Source organism: Nocardia brasiliensis, assembly GCF_042691675.1.
GTDB classification, from domain to species: Bacteria; Actinomycetota; Actinomycetes; order Mycobacteriales; family Mycobacteriaceae; genus Nocardia; species Nocardia brasiliensis_D.
In genome coordinates this window covers 7,069,753-7,083,808 of sequence record NZ_CP170507.1, presented here as the reverse complement: position 1 = coordinate 7,083,808, position 14,056 = coordinate 7,069,753, and the positions used below count along the sequence as shown (strand labels likewise).

The 14,056-nt window shown below is 67.3% G+C and carries 18 protein-coding genes; 7 read left to right on the top strand and 11 right to left on the bottom strand.

What is annotated here, in order from left to right; genetic code table 11:
* Nucleotides 1-130 precede the first annotated feature (130 nt).
* On the top strand, nt 131-532 hold the full coding sequence (locus ACFK0J_RS32530; RefSeq protein WP_378733533.1) for a nuclear transport factor 2 family protein: 402 nt from the start codon (nt 131-133) through the stop codon (nt 530-532).
* A 59-nt stretch (nt 533-591) separates the two neighbouring features.
* Here the strand turns inward: ACFK0J_RS32530 and rsgA are convergent, their stop codons facing one another.
* From rsgA to ACFK0J_RS32515, 3 genes are all read right to left on the bottom strand, one after another.
* Nucleotides 592-1,608: a ribosome small subunit-dependent GTPase A gene (gene rsgA / locus ACFK0J_RS32525; protein ID WP_378743198.1), complete on the bottom strand. Its 1,017-nt coding sequence runs from the start codon at nt 1,606-1,608 to the stop codon at nt 592-594.
* Nucleotides 1,605-2,906, bottom strand: coding sequence for a 3-phosphoshikimate 1-carboxyvinyltransferase (gene aroA, locus ACFK0J_RS32520; protein WP_378733532.1), 1,302 nt, complete (start codon nt 2,904-2,906; stop codon nt 1,605-1,607). The genes rsgA and aroA overlap by 4 nt, the downstream gene beginning before the upstream one ends.
* Before the next feature lie 295 nt (nt 2,907-3,201).
* A complete protein-coding gene (locus ACFK0J_RS32515) occupies nt 3,202-4,710 on the bottom strand; it encodes an aldehyde dehydrogenase family protein (protein WP_378733531.1) in 1,509 nt (502 codons plus the stop codon).
* A 205-nt stretch (nt 4,711-4,915) separates the two neighbouring features.
* Between ACFK0J_RS32515 and ACFK0J_RS32510 the strand changes: the two genes are divergently transcribed.
* The gene (locus ACFK0J_RS32510) at nt 4,916-5,701 is read left to right on the top strand and encodes an SOS response-associated peptidase (RefSeq protein ID WP_378733530.1); all 786 of its coding nucleotides are present in this window, start codon (nt 4,916-4,918) and stop codon (nt 5,699-5,701) included.
* A gap of 33 nt (nt 5,702-5,734) precedes the next feature.
* Here ACFK0J_RS32510 and ACFK0J_RS32505 read toward each other — a convergent pair whose 3' ends face one another.
* The gene (locus ACFK0J_RS32505) at nt 5,735-6,049 is read right to left on the bottom strand and encodes a hypothetical protein (protein WP_378733529.1); all 315 of its coding nucleotides are present in this window, start codon (nt 6,047-6,049) and stop codon (nt 5,735-5,737) included.
* 72 nt (nt 6,050-6,121) lie between these two features.
* On the bottom strand, nt 6,122-6,616 hold the full coding sequence (gene ybaK, locus ACFK0J_RS32500) for a Cys-tRNA(Pro) deacylase (protein ID WP_378733528.1): 495 nt from the start codon (nt 6,614-6,616) through the stop codon (nt 6,122-6,124).
* A 173-nt stretch (nt 6,617-6,789) separates the two neighbouring features.
* On the opposite strand from ybaK, the gene ACFK0J_RS32495 reads away from it, so the two are divergent.
* Complete coding sequence (locus ACFK0J_RS32495; RefSeq protein ID WP_378743196.1) at nt 6,790-7,632, top strand: sigma-70 family RNA polymerase sigma factor; 843 nt, start codon at nt 6,790-6,792, stop codon at nt 7,630-7,632.
* Between the two features lie 73 nt (nt 7,633-7,705).
* Nucleotides 7,706-8,005, top strand: a complete 300-nt coding sequence (rsrA, locus tag ACFK0J_RS32490; protein WP_378733526.1) for a mycothiol system anti-sigma-R factor — start codon at nt 7,706-7,708, stop codon at nt 8,003-8,005.
* 80 nt (nt 8,006-8,085) lie between these two features.
* On the opposite strand, the gene ACFK0J_RS32485 is transcribed toward rsrA, so the two are convergent.
* Nucleotides 8,086-8,160, bottom strand: coding sequence for a 50S ribosomal protein bL37 (locus ACFK0J_RS32485; RefSeq protein WP_022597109.1), 75 nt, complete (start codon nt 8,158-8,160; stop codon nt 8,086-8,088).
* Nucleotides 8,161-8,295: 135 nt separating this feature from the next.
* Between ACFK0J_RS32485 and ACFK0J_RS32480 the strand changes: the two genes are divergently transcribed.
* Nucleotides 8,296-8,511, top strand: coding sequence for a biotin/lipoyl-binding carrier protein (locus ACFK0J_RS32480; protein ID WP_218471244.1), 216 nt, complete (start codon nt 8,296-8,298; stop codon nt 8,509-8,511).
* Nucleotides 8,512-8,533: 22 nt separating this feature from the next.
* Nucleotides 8,534-10,048 carry a sensor histidine kinase gene (locus ACFK0J_RS32475; protein WP_378733525.1) on the top strand — a complete coding sequence of 505 codons (1,515 nt, stop codon included), beginning with the start codon at nt 8,534-8,536 and terminating at the stop codon, nt 10,046-10,048.
* 148 nt (nt 10,049-10,196) lie between these two features.
* Here the strand turns inward: ACFK0J_RS32475 and ACFK0J_RS32470 are convergent, their stop codons facing one another.
* Together ACFK0J_RS32470 and ACFK0J_RS32465 are read right to left on the bottom strand one after the other, a co-directional pair.
* Nucleotides 10,197-10,451, bottom strand: coding sequence for a WhiB family transcriptional regulator (locus ACFK0J_RS32470; protein WP_011211115.1), 255 nt, complete (start codon nt 10,449-10,451; stop codon nt 10,197-10,199).
* A 253-nt stretch (nt 10,452-10,704) separates the two neighbouring features.
* On the bottom strand, nt 10,705-11,649 hold the full coding sequence (locus ACFK0J_RS32465) for a diacylglycerol kinase family protein (protein ID WP_218471242.1): 945 nt from the start codon (nt 11,647-11,649) through the stop codon (nt 10,705-10,707).
* A 96-nt stretch (nt 11,650-11,745) separates the two neighbouring features.
* Between ACFK0J_RS32465 and ACFK0J_RS32460 the strand changes: the two genes are divergently transcribed.
* Entirely contained in the window at nt 11,746-12,174 is a 429-nt protein-coding gene (locus ACFK0J_RS32460; protein WP_378733524.1) for a hypothetical protein, read from the top strand.
* Between the two features lie 70 nt (nt 12,175-12,244).
* Here ACFK0J_RS32460 and ACFK0J_RS32455 read toward each other — a convergent pair whose 3' ends face one another.
* Genes ACFK0J_RS32455 through ACFK0J_RS32445 form a run of 3 tightly spaced genes read right to left on the bottom strand, consistent with a single transcriptional unit; the run spans nt 12,245 to nt 14,038 of the window.
* Nucleotides 12,245-12,934: an endonuclease V gene (locus tag ACFK0J_RS32455; RefSeq protein WP_378733523.1), complete on the bottom strand. Its 690-nt coding sequence runs from the start codon at nt 12,932-12,934 to the stop codon at nt 12,245-12,247.
* Between the two features lie 10 nt (nt 12,935-12,944).
* Nucleotides 12,945-13,430 carry a GNAT family N-acetyltransferase gene (locus ACFK0J_RS32450; RefSeq protein WP_378733522.1) on the bottom strand — a complete coding sequence of 162 codons (486 nt, stop codon included), beginning with the start codon at nt 13,428-13,430 and terminating at the stop codon, nt 12,945-12,947.
* On the bottom strand, nt 13,427-14,038 hold the full coding sequence (locus tag ACFK0J_RS32445) for an acid phosphatase (protein WP_378733521.1): 612 nt from the start codon (nt 14,036-14,038) through the stop codon (nt 13,427-13,429). Before ACFK0J_RS32445 ends, ACFK0J_RS32450 begins: the two co-directional genes overlap by 4 nt.
* Between the last annotated feature and the right edge of the window lie 18 nt (nt 14,039-14,056).

Below are 14,056 nucleotides of genomic sequence, written 5' to 3'. Positions count from 1 at the left end.
CTGATATCGTGAGGACATGGGTAACTCGTCGGGTACGGGCTAACTCCGTTGCCGACCAAACAGCCAGCCGCCAATGTCACTGCCGGTGGCACCTAGGTCTGGCCTGAATACGCGGAGAGGCGGGTTAGCCGTGGACCGGAGCACGGTTGAGGCATGGGTCGGCGAATACGAACGGGCCTGGCGGACGCCGGGAACCGAGAAGCTCGGCGACCTCTTCGCCTCCGATATCGGATACCTGGTTTCTCCCTGGGCGGAACCGCTCACGGGGCTACCCGCGCTCGCCGAGTTCTGGGAGTCCGGCCGGGACGGGCCCGACGAGTCGTTCACGATCGAACGCGAGGTCGTGGCGGTGGACGGACTCACCGCGGTAGTCCGGGCCGAGGTCGAATACCCCGACCAACCCGCCCGCTGGCGCGATCTGTGGATCCTGCGCTTCGACCAGGACGGCCGCTGCACCTGGTTCGAGGAATGGCCCTTCGCCCCCGGCCAGCCCGATGGTCAGGACGGGTCCAGCGAGGCGCTACCGGACTGAGCCGGGCCTGTCCGCGCCCACCAGTGGGGAATGTCCCCAACTGGGTCGCCCGACCAGCGTCAGTCGATGGTGCTCGGGCCGCTGTTGGTGCGCCAGTGGTCGTTGGAGTTCAGTGCGGTGAGCAAGAGACGGATGGCGGCCACCCGGCGCTCCTTGCCGGGGAGTTTGTCCAGCGCGCATTCGGGGTCGGCGGGTGGACCGAGATGGGTGCAGCCGCGCGGGCAGTCCTCGATGGCGGCGGCGAGGTCGCTGAAGGCGGCGACCACGTCGTCGGGGGTGATGTGGGCCAGCCCGAAGGAGCGGATGCCGGGGGTGTCGATCACCCAGCCGCCGCCGGGGAGGGGCAGCGCGACCGACTGGGTGGAGGTGTGTTTGCCCTTGCCGACCCCGGATACCTCGCCGACGGCCCGATACGCGTCCGGCACAAGGCGATTCACCAGCGTCGACTTGCCGACCCCGGAGTGGCCGATGAAGGCGGTGAGTCGTCCGGTGAGCAATTCGAGCACCGGTTCGAGCGGATCGTCGACGCCACCGTAGACGATGGTGAGGTCGAGATCCTCGAAGGCGGAAGCGAATTCGGACTCGGCGGCCAGATCGTGTTTGGTCAGGCACAGCACCGGGCGCAGCCCACCGGCATACGCGGCGACCATGCAGCGTTCGACGAAACCGGTGCGCGGCGGCGGGTCGGCGAGCGCGACCACCATGAACAGCTGCTCGGCATTGCCGACCACGATCCGCTCGAACGGATCGGTGTCATCGGCGGTGCGCCGCAACACCGTTCGGCGTTCGGTGACCCGGACGATGCGGGCCAGCGAGTCGGGTCGGCCGGACAGGTCGCCTACCACGTCCACCTGATCACCGACCACGATCGGCGTGCGGCCCAGCTCCCTGGCGCGCATGGCGACGATCTGCCGAGTCGGATCGCCGCCGAGCACGCAACCCCATCGGCCGCGATCCACCGCCACCACCATGGCCGATTCCGCGTCATTGTGCTGCGGACGGGTTTTCGTGCGGGGACGCGAACTCTTGCCCGGGCGTACCCGGACGTCGGATTCGTCGTACTCGCGCTTTCTCAGTGCGCCGCCCCTTGATCGGAGAGCGTGGGATCGAGCATCCGCTCCCACAGCGCAACGAAATTCGGCAGCGTCTTGGCGGTGGTGCCGATGTCCTCGATCTCGATGCCGGGCACCCGCAGGCCGAGAATCGCTCCGGCCGTGGCCATTCGGTGATCGGCGTAGGAATGCCAACGGCCACCGTGCAATTCGGCGGGCACGATCTCGAGCCCGTCCTGGGTCTCGGTGACCTTGCCGCCGAGCCGGTTGATCTCGGTGGACAGCGCGGCGAGCCGGTCGGTCTCGTGCCCGCGCAGGTGCGCGATGCCGCGCAGCAAGGACGGCGAATCGGCGAGCGCGGCCAATGCCGCGACCGTGGGGGTCAGCTCGCCGACGTCGTGCAGGTCGATATCAATACCGGCCAGGCGATCCGGGCCCTGCACGGTCAGCACGCCGTCGAAGATGCGCGCCTCGGCGCCCATCCGCACCAAGATCTCGCGGATCACATCACCCGGCTGGGTGGTGAGCCGCGGCCAGTGCGGGATCTTGACCTCGCCGCCGGTGACGGCGGCGGCCGCGAGGAACGGCGTCGCATTGGACAGATCCGGCTCGACGTCCCAGTCCACCGCGCGGATGGTTCCGGGTGCCACCTGCCAGGTCTGCGCCTTACGGCTGTGCTCGGGCCCCTGCACCTGCACGTCCGCCCGGCGCAGCATCTCGACGGTCATCTCGATGTGCGGCATCGACGGCAGAGCCTTGCCGTCGTGATGCACGATCAGGCCGTCGTCGAACCGGGCCGCCGACAGCAGCAAGCCGGAAACGAACTGCGAGGAACCGGAAGCATCGATGGTCACCGCGCCGCCGCGCAGCGCACCCTTGCCGCGCACCGTGAACGGCAGCGTGCTGCCGTCGATATCCGCGCCGAGGCCGCGCAGCGCGTCCAGGATGGTGCTGAGCGGGCGAAGCCTGGCCTGCGCGTCACCGTCGAACGCCACATCGCCCGCGGCGAGCGCGGCCACCGGCGGCAGGAAACGCATCACCGTACCCGCGAGGCCGCAGTCGACCGTGCCGCCGCGCAGCGGGGCCGGGGTCACCGTCAGCGTCTCACCGTCGCCCTCGATGCTCGTGCCCAGCGCGCACAATGCCGCGATCATCAGGTTGGTGTCCCGACTGCGCAGCGCACCGGTCAGCGTCGACGGGCCGTCGGCCAGGGCGGCCAAGATCAATGCCCGGTTCGTGATCGACTTCGATCCGGGCAAGGTCACGGTCGCGTGCACAGGAACATCGACATAGGGCGCTGGCCAGAAACTCACGTGTTCCATCTTCACCCATCACCCCACCGAACACACGGGCGGTGTTCAATTTGCAGCGCGTGTTCGCGCCTAGGTTTGTGGCCGCGTGGCCGCGGCGTGTTCGCGGCCCCTGGAAGTCTCGCGGCCGAGCGGCCGAGACTCGCGACTTCGTCGCATGCGCTTCGGCCACTCGGCCGCGAGACGGGCCGCGAACGGCGCTCGCAGAACTCGCGCGATGTGGTCGCCCAGCGGGCGACCAGTCGGGCCCCAGGTCGGCTACGTCCAGGACTCGACGCATAATTCTTTGCCACGCAACGTAATTCACCTACTTGTGGCGGCCGTGGATGAACGGAACCAGCTTGCGCAGCAGTTTCATGGTGGACTGGGTGCGCGAGTAGCTGAGCAACGCCATGCCGGGAATCGCGAAGCGCTGCACGGCGATCGAGTGCGGGCGGGCGAATTCGCGCAGGCCGGGCTCGCCGTGGATGCGGCCGATGCCCGAATCGCCGACGCCGCCGAACGGCAGGCCGGGGATGGCGGCGAAGGCGAGCACCGAGTTCACCGAGGTGGCGCCGACGTGCAGCCTGCGCGCGATCTCCAGCCCGTTCTTCTTCGAGTACACCGCGGAGGACAGCCCGTACTTGGAGCTGTTGGCCAGCTCGACCGCCTCGTCCACGCCGTCGACGGTGCGAATGGTGACCGTCGGGCCGAAGGTTTCCTCCTGCACCGCCTCGGACTTCTCGTCCACGTCGACCAGCACCACCGGCTCGATGAACGGCGCCTTCACCGATTCCGGGCCGCCCAGCACGGCGGTGCCGCCGTTCTTCAGCGCGGACTCGATGTGGCGGCGGACGATATCGACCTGGCTCGGCATGGTCATCGGGCCGTAGGAAGCCTCGGCGCCCGAACCGGGGCCGACCTTCTCCAAGATCTTCTTCACCTCGGCGACGAACTCGTCGCGCACCGAACGGTCGACGTACACCCGCTCCACGCCCGCGCAGGTCTGGCCGCTGTTGGCGGTGGCGCCCCAGGCGACCGCGTCGGCGGCGGCCTTCACATCCGCGTCACCGGCCACGATCACCGCGTCCTTGCCGCCGCATTCGAGCAGCACCGGGGTGAGGTTCTCGGCGGCCGCGGCCATGATCCGCTTGCCGGTCGCGGTCGAGCCGGTGAACGCGAGCTTGTCGACGCCCGACTTGACCAGTGCCGCGCCGGTGGCGCCATAACCGTTGATCGTGCTGAACACGCCCTCGGGCAGGTCGGGGTTGGCCTTGGCGAACGCGGCGGCCAGGAAGTTGCCGATGCTGGTCGAGTATTCGCTCGGCTTGAACACCACGGTGTTGCCCGCGGCGAGGGCGTAGCCGATGGAGCCGTTGGGCGTGTAGACCGGGTAGTTCCACGGGCCGATCACGCCGACGACGCCGAGCGGTCGCTGCTCGACCCGGGCGGCGAAGTTCGACATGAACGCGCCGGGCGAGACCTTCTTGGGTGCGAGCACCTTTTTCGCGTTCTTGGCCGCCCAGGCAATGTGCTCGAGCGCGAGCATGAGCTCCAGGAAGGCGTCGTCGAGCGGCTTGCCGTTCTCGGCGTGGATCAGCTGGCAGAACTCGTCGGAGTCGGCGACCAGCTGGCTGGACCACCGCAGCAGATGTGTCTTGCGCTCGTCGTAGCTCAGCGCCCCCCAGGTGGCGGCGGCCGCGCGGGCCTTCGCGACGGCCGCGCGCACCGCGTCCTCGTCCGCGATCGGGTGGGTGCCGATGACCTCGCCCGTGGCGGGATTGACCGACGTGAGCGCCGTGTCGTGGTCGGCAGGTTTGGTGTCGGTGGATGTCACGGTGGGTCTCTCCTCTTGCGGGTGGGGTGCTCGGGACGACGTGGGCCCGATTGCTCCTGGTGGCGACCGGTCGGTGCGCATGCGTCAACGGACGGGCACGGACCACCCATCCTCTGAGAGAATGTTAGGTCAAAACTCTCAACTGGTCACCAGCTATGGATCAATTGTCCATGAGACTGTCGGTGCCGAGTGGGAGTATCGAGATATGTGCGGACGATATGCGACCACGACAGACCCCGGCCGGCTCGCGGTCGAGCTGGATGCGATCGATGAAACCGAAAGCACGGGGGGCTCGGGCAATTTCACCAATTACAACGTCGCGCCGACGAGCCAGGTGCTCACCGTCGTAGAGCGGCACGAGCACGGCCACCAGGACGACGAGCCCAAGCTGCGGATCCGGCGCATGCGCTGGGGCCTGATCCCGGTATGGACCAAGCCAGCCGAACCCGGCGTGCCGGTGAAGGGCAAACCGCTGTTCAACGCGCGTGCCGACAAGGCGGCGACGACACCCTCGTTCCGGGACGCGGTGAAGTACCGCCGCTGTCTGGTCCCGATGGACGGCTGGTACGAGTGGGTCGTCGAGCCGGATTCGGGCGCGAAGGGGAAGGTGGCCAAGAAGCCCTTCTTCATGTCGCAGGCCGACGGTTCGCGGCTGTACATGGCCGGGCTGTGGTCGGTGTGGCGCGACCGGTCGCTACCGGACAGTGAGCCGCTGCTGTCCTGCACGATCCTGACCACCGACGCGGTCGGCGACCTGACCCGCATCCACGACCGCATGCCGCTGCCGATGCCGAAGCAGCACTGGGACGCCTGGCTCGACCCGGACCATCCCGCACCGGCGAGCCTGCTGGCGACACCGAGCGAGGAGACGATCGCGGGGATCGTGGCGCGACCGGTGCCGACGCTGGTCAACAGCGTGAAGAACAATGGGCCGGAGCTGCTCGCGCGAGTGTCGGAACAGGAAGAAGCCGAGCAGACCAGTTTGCTCTGATCGCCCGGCTTCCGATTCGGGGGTTTCAGTCCGTCAGATCGAGCATTTCACGCTCGGCGTCGCGATATTGAGCCCGCATTTGACGATGCCGGTGACCAGGTCGATGACCCGGGTGGTGACGGTGCCACCGAGCTTCTCGGCCTTGCCCGACGGGTCGTTCGATTTCGGCGCGTTCGGCGTGCTCGGGGCGTCATCCTTGCCGAGGCCGTCGAAGGGGAAGTCGATTTCGGCCGCGGTCGGCGGCGCCGCGGTGGCCGTCGGCGCCGGCAGCGCCATCGCGCCGAGGGCCAAGGCGAGCGTTCCGAGCAGGGCGACGATCATGATCCGGACACGCTGTTGCGCGGACATTTCGCATCACATCCTCGAGTCGGACGAATCTGGCCCGTCCATTGACGCACAGATTGTGTCGAATCGAGTGAATTACCCGGTTCTCACTGTGGCGGTCACCGCCGAGGTCAGCCGGATCAGATCGGCCGGTGCGACCTCGATCTCCAGCCCGCGTCGTCCGGCGCTACAGAGGATGCGGTCCCAGGACAGGGCCGAGTCGTCGACCACGGTCGGCAACAGTTTGCGCTGGCCCAGCGGGGAGATGCCGCCGAGCACGTACCCGGTCGTCCGTTCGGCCTTCGCCTTGTCCGCCATGCTCGCCTTCGGCACCCCGAGCGAGGCCGCGGCGGCCTTGAGCGACAACGTATTCGGCACCGGAAGTACCGCGACGGCAAGCGAACCGCTCGACAACTCGAGCACCAGCGTCTTGAAGACCTGCGCCGCCGTCACCCCCAGTTCCCCGGCGAGCGCGTCCACCGCCTCGGTGCCGTAGGAATCGCTGCGCGGATCGTGTTTGTAGGCGTGCACCCGGTGGGCCACCTTGGCCTGGGTCAGCGCGCGGATCGCCGGGGTCGAGGCTCCTGCCATGGCGGACACCCTAGCGACGCGACCCGCCGGGACCGCAACCGTTTTTGTCATGCCGGGATTTTGCTGCGGGAACACAGGACGTGTCTCGCATGTTGGAAGCGAGTACACAGCGCTCGGCCGGGCCGGACATCCCGCCGACGCCGGTGATCAGCCCCATGAATGACGTGAAGGAGATGTCGGTGCCCGTGCTGCTCGACGAACGTCCGACGGGGACGAAGGCGTCTCCGACGGAAGCCGGATTCCCGTTCGCATTGCCACTGCCGGTAGATTTGGCAGGTACGGCAATCGAAGGGACAGGTGTGACGAGCGACCATGCGGCGCGAGCGACGGGCCCGGAGGCGGCAGCGGAGCGTAACCACGGAGGGAACCGTGAGGGCCGCGAATCAGACACTGACGTGGTGACCGACGGTGTCGGTGCCGCGGTCGACGATACGGAGCTGGCCCAGCGGTTCGAGCGTGACGCGCTCCCGCTGCTCGACCAGCTCTACGGTGCCGCGCTGCGGATGACCAGGAACCCGGCCGACGCCGAAGACCTGGTGCAGGAGACCTACGTCAAGGCGTTCCAGGGGTTCAAGTCCTTCAAGGAAGGCACCAACCTCCGTGCCTGGCTGTACCGGATCCTGACCAATACCTACATCAACTCCTACCGCAAGAAGCAGCGCCAGCCCGCCCAGTATCCGACCGACGAGATCACCGACTGGCAGCTCGCCGCGACCGCCGAGCACACCTCGCAGGGCCTGCGTTCGGCCGAGGTCGAGGCGTTGGACGCGCTGCCCGACGACGACATCAAGGCCGCGCTGCAGGAGCTGCCGGAGGAATTCCGGATGGCCGTGTACTACGCCGACGTCGAAGGCTTCCCGTATAAGGAAATCGCCGACATCATGGGCACCCCCATCGGTACCGTGATGTCCCGGCTGCACCGCGGCCGCAAGCAGCTCAAGGGTTTGCTCGCCGACGTGGCGCGCGAGCGTGGATTCAACCGTTCGGGGGAACGCCAGGAGGTCAAGCAGTCATGAGGGAGCGCAGCGACCGAATCATAAGCGCAGCGCCATCGGGCGCGACCGAACCGAGCGTCAGCGAGGTGCGGTCGTGACCGAGCGGGACCCCGATATGGACCTCGACTGCACGGCCGTACTCACCGACATCTGGCTGATGCTCGACGGTGAGTGCAATGACGAGACCCGAGCGCGGCTGCAGCACCACATGGACCACTGCTCGCCCTGCATCGAGGCCTACGGCATCGAAGAGAAGATCAAGGGCCTGCTGAGCCGCAAATGCGGCGGCGACCGCGCGCCGGATGCCCTGCGCGAGCGGCTGACCTTCGAGATCCGCCGGACCGTCACGATGACCCAGGTGGAGTCCAGCAAGGTTGACACCGCCGACTCCTAGCCTCGTCCGATAAACAACTGAGCGGCACGCCTTCTCTGTGGAAGTGCGTGCCGCTCTGCGTTTTTCGGCCGAGCCGTAGCTCAGGCGTTGGGCCGCTTGCCGTGGTTGGCCGCGTTGCCCTTGCGACTACGCTTCTTACGTCCGCGCTTACCCATGAGTAGTCTCCCTTCTGATTGAAGGCCATTGTTTCATGTGTGGTTGGCTGTACCTGCAGCGGATGCGGGCCGCGCGGCTGGGCTGCTCGAACCCACCGAGCGAGCCGCCCGAACCAACCGAGTGAATGGGGTGTCATGGCTGAGGAAGTGCTCGCCGAACTGGTGTCGGTCGTGTACCAGGTCGTGGTCGCCGAAGGTGACGAGGTCAAAGAAGGCGACACCCTGGTGATCCTCGAGTCGATGAAGATGGAGATTCCGGTGCTCGCCGAGGTCGGCGGCACGGTGACCTCGATCGGCGTCAAAGAGGGCGACGCCATCAAGGCCGGTCATCTCATCGCCGTGATCTCCTGATCGATTGCTGCGGTAGATCTACATGGCGACACTGAGCGAGCTACTGGCCGAACACACCGACCTACCCGGCGTCGCTGTGGATCATCTGCAGCGGGTGGTGGGGGATTGGCAGTTGCTTGCCGATCTGTCCTTCGCCGATCTGCTGCTCTGGGTCGGGGCCGGACCCATCTCGGCGGGCGCCGACATCGTGTGTGTCGCGCAATGCCGCCCCACCACGGCGCCGACGGTGCATCAGGAGGATCTGGTCGGCACCCTGGCTTTGCAGGCCGATCATCCGCAGGTGTTCGACGCGCTGATGTCCGGCAAGATCGTCCGCGCCGATCGCGATGTGGAAACTTCCGGCGTGTATCACCCGACCCCGGTGCACGCGGTCCGCGAGGCCATCCCGGTGCGCTGCGGTGACGATGTCATCGCGGTTCTGAGCCGGGACACCGATGTGCAGCGTTCCCGGGTCCGCAGCACTCTCGAAATCGCCTATGTCGCCTGCGCCGACGACCTGTGCCAGATGATTGCCGACGGCACCTTCCCGACCACGGAGGACCGCGCGGCCACCCATTCCAGCCCGCGCGCCGGTGACGGCTTCATCCGGCTCGACACCGAGGGCATCGTCGTCTACGCCAGCCCGAATGCCCTGTCCGCCTATCACCGGATGGGCTTGCAGGCCGACCTGGCCGGTCAGGATCTCGCGGTCCTCACCCGCTCGCTGATCACCGACCCGTTCGACGCCCAGGAGGTGGTCGGCGATATCCAGGCGGCGCTGGCCGGGCGCACCGGCCGCCGGATGGAGGTGGAGGCGCGCGGTGCGACCGTGCTGCTGCGCACCCTGGTGCTGCGCCCGCACGGCGAATTGGCTGGTGCGGCGGTGCTGGTGCGCGATGTCACCGAGGTCAAACGCCGGGACCGGGCGCTGCTCAGCAAGGACGCCACCATCCGGGAGATCCACCACCGGGTGAAGAACAACCTGCAGACCGTCGCCGCGCTGCTGCGGCTACAGGCGCGCCGCACCGAGAACGAGGAGGCGCAGGTCGCGCTCACCGAGTCGGTGCGCCGGGTCACCTCCATCGCCTCGGTGCACGAGATGCTGTCGATGTCGGTGGACGAAGAGGTCGATCTGGACGAGGTCGTCGACCGACTGCTGCCGATCATGGCCGATGTCGCCACCGTGCACACCGCCCGGATCAAGGTGCGCCGGGCGGGCTCGCTCGGCGTCTTCTCCGCCGAACGCGCGACTCCGCTGGTGATGGTGCTGACCGAACTGGTGCAGAACGCCATCGAGCACGCCTTCGATTCCGGCGAGAACGGCACGGTGACAATCCGTTCCGAGCGCTCGGCGCGCTGGCTCGACGTGATCATCAGTGACGACGGCCGCGGTCTGCCCTCGGGTTTCAGCCTGGAATCCTCCGACCGGCTCGGGCTGCAAATCGTGCGCACCCTGGTGACCGCCGAACTGGGCGGTTCCATCGGTCTGCATCCGGGTGCCGACATCGGTACCGACGCGGTGCTGCGGGTTCCGTTGGGCCGTCGTTCCGGTCGTTGACCGGTCCGTGCGGTACGCGCTGAAATAATGCGCCGCAGGCGCCGCAAATTGAACATAGTCACACAAGAGAGCCCGGCACCTCGAAGGTGCCGGGCTTAAATGCGATTACCGGACCGGGCTGAATGGTCCGGTAAATCCGATCGTCTGCTCAGACGACGGTGCGGGTGCGCGTGCGCGCGTTGCGACGCTTGAGCGCCCGGCGCTCGTCTTCACTCATACCGCCCCACACGCCGGCATCCTGTCCGGACTTCAGGGCCCAGGACAGGCAGTCAGCGGTAACGGGGCAGCGAGCGCAGACCAGCTTGGCATCGGCAATCTGCGCGAGCGCAGGACCACTGTTACCCACCGGGAAAAACAGTTCGGGGTCCTCGTCGCGACAGATGGCCTTGTGGCGCCAGTCCATTCCTCTGCTCCTTTGCTGGGCGCCGCAAATTGGCGCCGACGGTTTGTGGATCGTTCACTTGTGCGACTCGAATGTTTCCGCACGGTTGCTTGTGAATGCTTTCACGAACACCGTAGATGTCAATAGGTATCTGGTGCACCGTGGGGAAGCTCACGCTCTAACGGCCCCCACAAGGGGAACCTGCCCGGTCCTTTGTACTCGCTCTACCCAGTTTTCGCAGCACTACCACGATGTTTTTGGTGCGTTTCCTGCATCACTCTGGTCGCGGCGCCACGACATCCAAGACGGCGGGCACGGCCGTGAAATCCACCACGTTGCGCTTCCCGATAAAGTCGCCGTCGATTTGCAGACCGATGGGTTCCTTCGTCTCGATGCGCACGGACGGAACGTTGTCTTCGCGAAATAAATTGCGAGACTTGGGGTTTCCGTCGACTGCCAAGAGCTGTCTGGCAAGCAGCAGTGTAGGCAGTACAGACATCGAACGCACGGCAAACACGCCGAGACCCGCTTCGAACCTTGTGCCGGGGTTGGTGTGCACCGGGGTCTTGTCGAGGTAGGTCCACGGAGTGGTGTTCGTTACGAAGGCGTAATGCACATCGGTGACCGGTTCGTGGCCGGGGACCTCGATTCGGACGCTGGGCTCCCGGCGCTTGGCCCGGAAAAACTGCCGCACGGTTGTTCGAAGGTAGCGCGCCGGGGTGGCGGTCTTGCCGTTGGCGCGGCTGGCGTCGATGGCCTCGCAGACGTCGGCGTCCAAGCCGACGCCCGCGCTGAAGGTGAACCATCGGTCGTCGGCGAGGCCGAGTCCGATCCGGCGGTCCCGGTCCAGCGTGAGCAGGTCGATGAGCTGATTGGTGGCGGTCACCGGGTCCGGTGAGATGCCGAGTGCGCGGGCGAACACATTCGCCGAGCCGCCGGGGATAACGCCGAGCCGAGGCAGCCAGGCCTGCCCGTCGTTCAGTTCGGGCAGCGGCAGGAATCCGTTGATGGTCTCGTTGACCGTCCCGTCGCCACCGTGCACGACGATCAGGTCCATCTCGTTGGTCGCTGCCCACTGCGCCAATTCGGCCGCGTGGCCGCGATGCTGGGTGTGCGCGACGGTCAGCTGCGTGCGGCTCTCCAGCGCGTGCGCCAGCAGATCCCGAGTCGCCGGAGTGGTCGAGGTGGCATTCGGATTCACGATCAGCAGCGTCCGCACGCCCCGCAGCTTAATTGCCGCGCGGCTCGGGTTTGAAAGGCGCTGAACCGGGGCGGTCAGCGGGCAGTCCACTACGGCGGGTCGTAGAGTTGCCCCGTGGCTGACGGTAAGGATGACGTTTCCGGTGGCGTGCCGACGACGGTGCGTGGCGCGGGTGGGCTGGTGACGCTGGAGGGGGCGGTCGCCGTGATCGTCGCGCTGGTGCTGATCGTGCGCGGACTGCTCGGCCACGACCAGTCGGCGGCCAGCGGGTACGGCACGGCGGCTTGGTTCGGCATCCTCGGCGGCGGCGTGCTCGCGGCGGGCATCGGCCTGCTGCTCGGAAAGCGTTGGGGCCGGGCGATCGCCGTCATCGCCCAGTTGCTGCTACTGCCCGTCACCTGGTCCTTGCTCACCGACTCCCACCAGCCGGTCTTCGGCGCCCTGCTCGGCGTCGTGGTCGTCACCGCCCTGATCCTGCTCTTCGCGCCGCCGTCCACCCGCTGGATGGCCGCCGACTACGGAGCCGACCCGAGTAATTCGTGATCAACGGGACATGACCGCGGCATTGTTCGAGTGCGCCCGCGGCCATGTCCCGTCGATCATGGTGCGCGCGCTAGTCGGCGATGGCGGCGGTGCGTAGGGCGGCGCGGCAGAGGGAGTCGGCGCGCCTGGTGGTTTCGGGGAGGCGGTAGCGGGGGGTGAGGGCGAGGACCTGGGCGCAGGCGGTGTCGAGGTCGATGCGGTGGCCGACCGAGACGAAGACCGGTTTCACGCCCGCCCTGGTGCGCATCGCACTGCCGACGACCTCACCATCGATGGTGACGTCGGTGCGGGCGCCACGCTCGGGCCCCGGTTCGAGATAGTCGCCCCAGACGGATTTGGCGACGCCGATCGTCGGTACGCCGGTCAGCAGCCCGATGTGGCAGGCCAAGCCGAGGCGCCGTGGATGGGCCAGACCCTGTGCGTCACAGACCAGGAGATCGGGTGCGGCGCCGAGCCGTTCGAGTGCCCGCATGGTGGTGGGTAGCTCACGGAACGCGAGCAGCCCCGGATAGTAGGGAAATGCCGAAGTGCCGTGCGCGACAGCCGAATCGACGGTCTGCAGGGTGGTCGCGTCCAGCACGACGACGGCCGCGGCGACCGCGCCGCTGTCGGCATAGGCGCAGTCGAGTCCGGCGATGGTGCCGAATTCCCTTGTCTGCCTGGTGGTTTCGACCTTCGGTCGAAGTTCGTCCTGGATCGCGATGGCCTGGTCCGGGGTGGTCGGCCAGGTGTCCTCATCGATGTGCGTGAGCCATGTCATCGTCGGTGAACTACTGCGCTTCCTTGGCCAGCTTGCCGAGTGCGTCGCCGGTGAGGCGGTAGCCGACCCACTCGTCCTGCGGTGCGGCACCGAGGGATTCGTAGAAATCGATCGACGGTTTGTTCCACGTCAGCACGGCCCAGTCGAGCCTGCCGTAGCCGTTGTCGACGGCTTCCTTCGCGAGCGTGGCGAGCAAGGCCTTGCCGTAGCCCTTCCCACGCGTTTCCGGCGTGACGTAGAGGTCTTCCAGGTAGATACCGTGCACGCCGTTCCAGGTGGAAAAGTTGAGGAACCAGATCGCGCAGCCGACCAGCTCACCGTCTTCGGTCACCACGTGGGCGAAGACCTTCGGTGCCTGGCCGAACAAGGCGGTGTCCAGTTGTGCCGCGGTGACCGTGCACTCGTCGCTCGCCTTCTCGTACTCGGCCAGGTCGTGGACGAGACCTACCAGGCCGGGCACGTCGGCGGGGACGGCGCGGCGCAGTTCTACAGTCACAGTGTTGCTCCGTTGGCGGTGGGAGTCAGGTTGTGCGCCAGGATCGTTCGCACATCGTGTTCATAGCCGAGCACGGTCACCGCGCCGGTCGACATGGCGAACCGGCGGCCCTCCCTGATGTCGAATTCGGCCCAGCGGGTGATCAGCGCCCGGGAGAGGTGTCCGTGCCCGACGAGCACGATATCCCGTTCGGGCAGTTGTGTTTCCACTGAGGCGAGCACCCGATCCGCCCGAGCCAGCACCGCGTCCGCGGACTCGCCGCCCGGTACGGCGCCGGTCCAGATGGTCCAGCCCGGCGCGCTCTCGCGGATCTCGGGGGTGGTCAGTCCCTCGTAGTCGCCGTAGTCCCACTCGGCCAGGTCGTCGTCGACCGTGGTGTCGGTGAGGCCCGCGAGCGCCGCGGTGCGCACCGCGCGCTGGCGTGGGCTGGTAAGCACGAGGGGGTCCCGCAGCTTCAGCGCGGTCAGCAGCGGGCCCGCCGCCCTGGCCTGCTCCTCGCCGTGCTCGGTGAGCGGCAGGTCGGTGCGGCCGGTGTGGCGGTGCTGGGTGGACCAGGAGGTCTCGCCGTGTCGAAGCAGCACTAGTCGGGCGTTGTCGAGTACGGACATGGACCCATCATGGTTCAC

Coding starts and splice junctions, on each gene's coding strand:
- aroA (WP_378733532.1), bottom strand. CDS start 2,906: ATGGAACACGTGAGTTTCTGGCCAGCGCCCTATGTCGATGTTCCTGTG.
- ACFK0J_RS32510 (WP_378733530.1), top strand. CDS start 4,916: ATGTGCGGACGATATGCGACCACGACAGACCCCGGCCGGCTCGCGGTC.
- ACFK0J_RS32505 (WP_378733529.1), bottom strand. CDS start 6,049: ATGTCCGCGCAACAGCGTGTCCGGATCATGATCGTCGCCCTGCTCGGA.
- ybaK (WP_378733528.1), bottom strand. CDS start 6,616: ATGGCAGGAGCCTCGACCCCGGCGATCCGCGCGCTGACCCAGGCCAAG.
- ACFK0J_RS32495 (WP_378743196.1), top strand. CDS start 6,790: ATGTCGGTGCCCGTGCTGCTCGACGAACGTCCGACGGGGACGAAGGCG.
- ACFK0J_RS32480 (WP_218471244.1), top strand. CDS start 8,296: ATGGCTGAGGAAGTGCTCGCCGAACTGGTGTCGGTCGTGTACCAGGTC.
- ACFK0J_RS32475 (WP_378733525.1), top strand. CDS start 8,534: ATGGCGACACTGAGCGAGCTACTGGCCGAACACACCGACCTACCCGGC.
- ACFK0J_RS32470 (WP_011211115.1), bottom strand. CDS start 10,451: ATGGACTGGCGCCACAAGGCCATCTGTCGCGACGAGGACCCCGAACTG.
- ACFK0J_RS32455 (WP_378733523.1), bottom strand. CDS start 12,934: ATGACATGGCTCACGCACATCGATGAGGACACCTGGCCGACCACCCCG.
- ACFK0J_RS32445 (WP_378733521.1), bottom strand. CDS start 14,038: ATGTCCGTACTCGACAACGCCCGACTAGTGCTGCTTCGACACGGCGAG.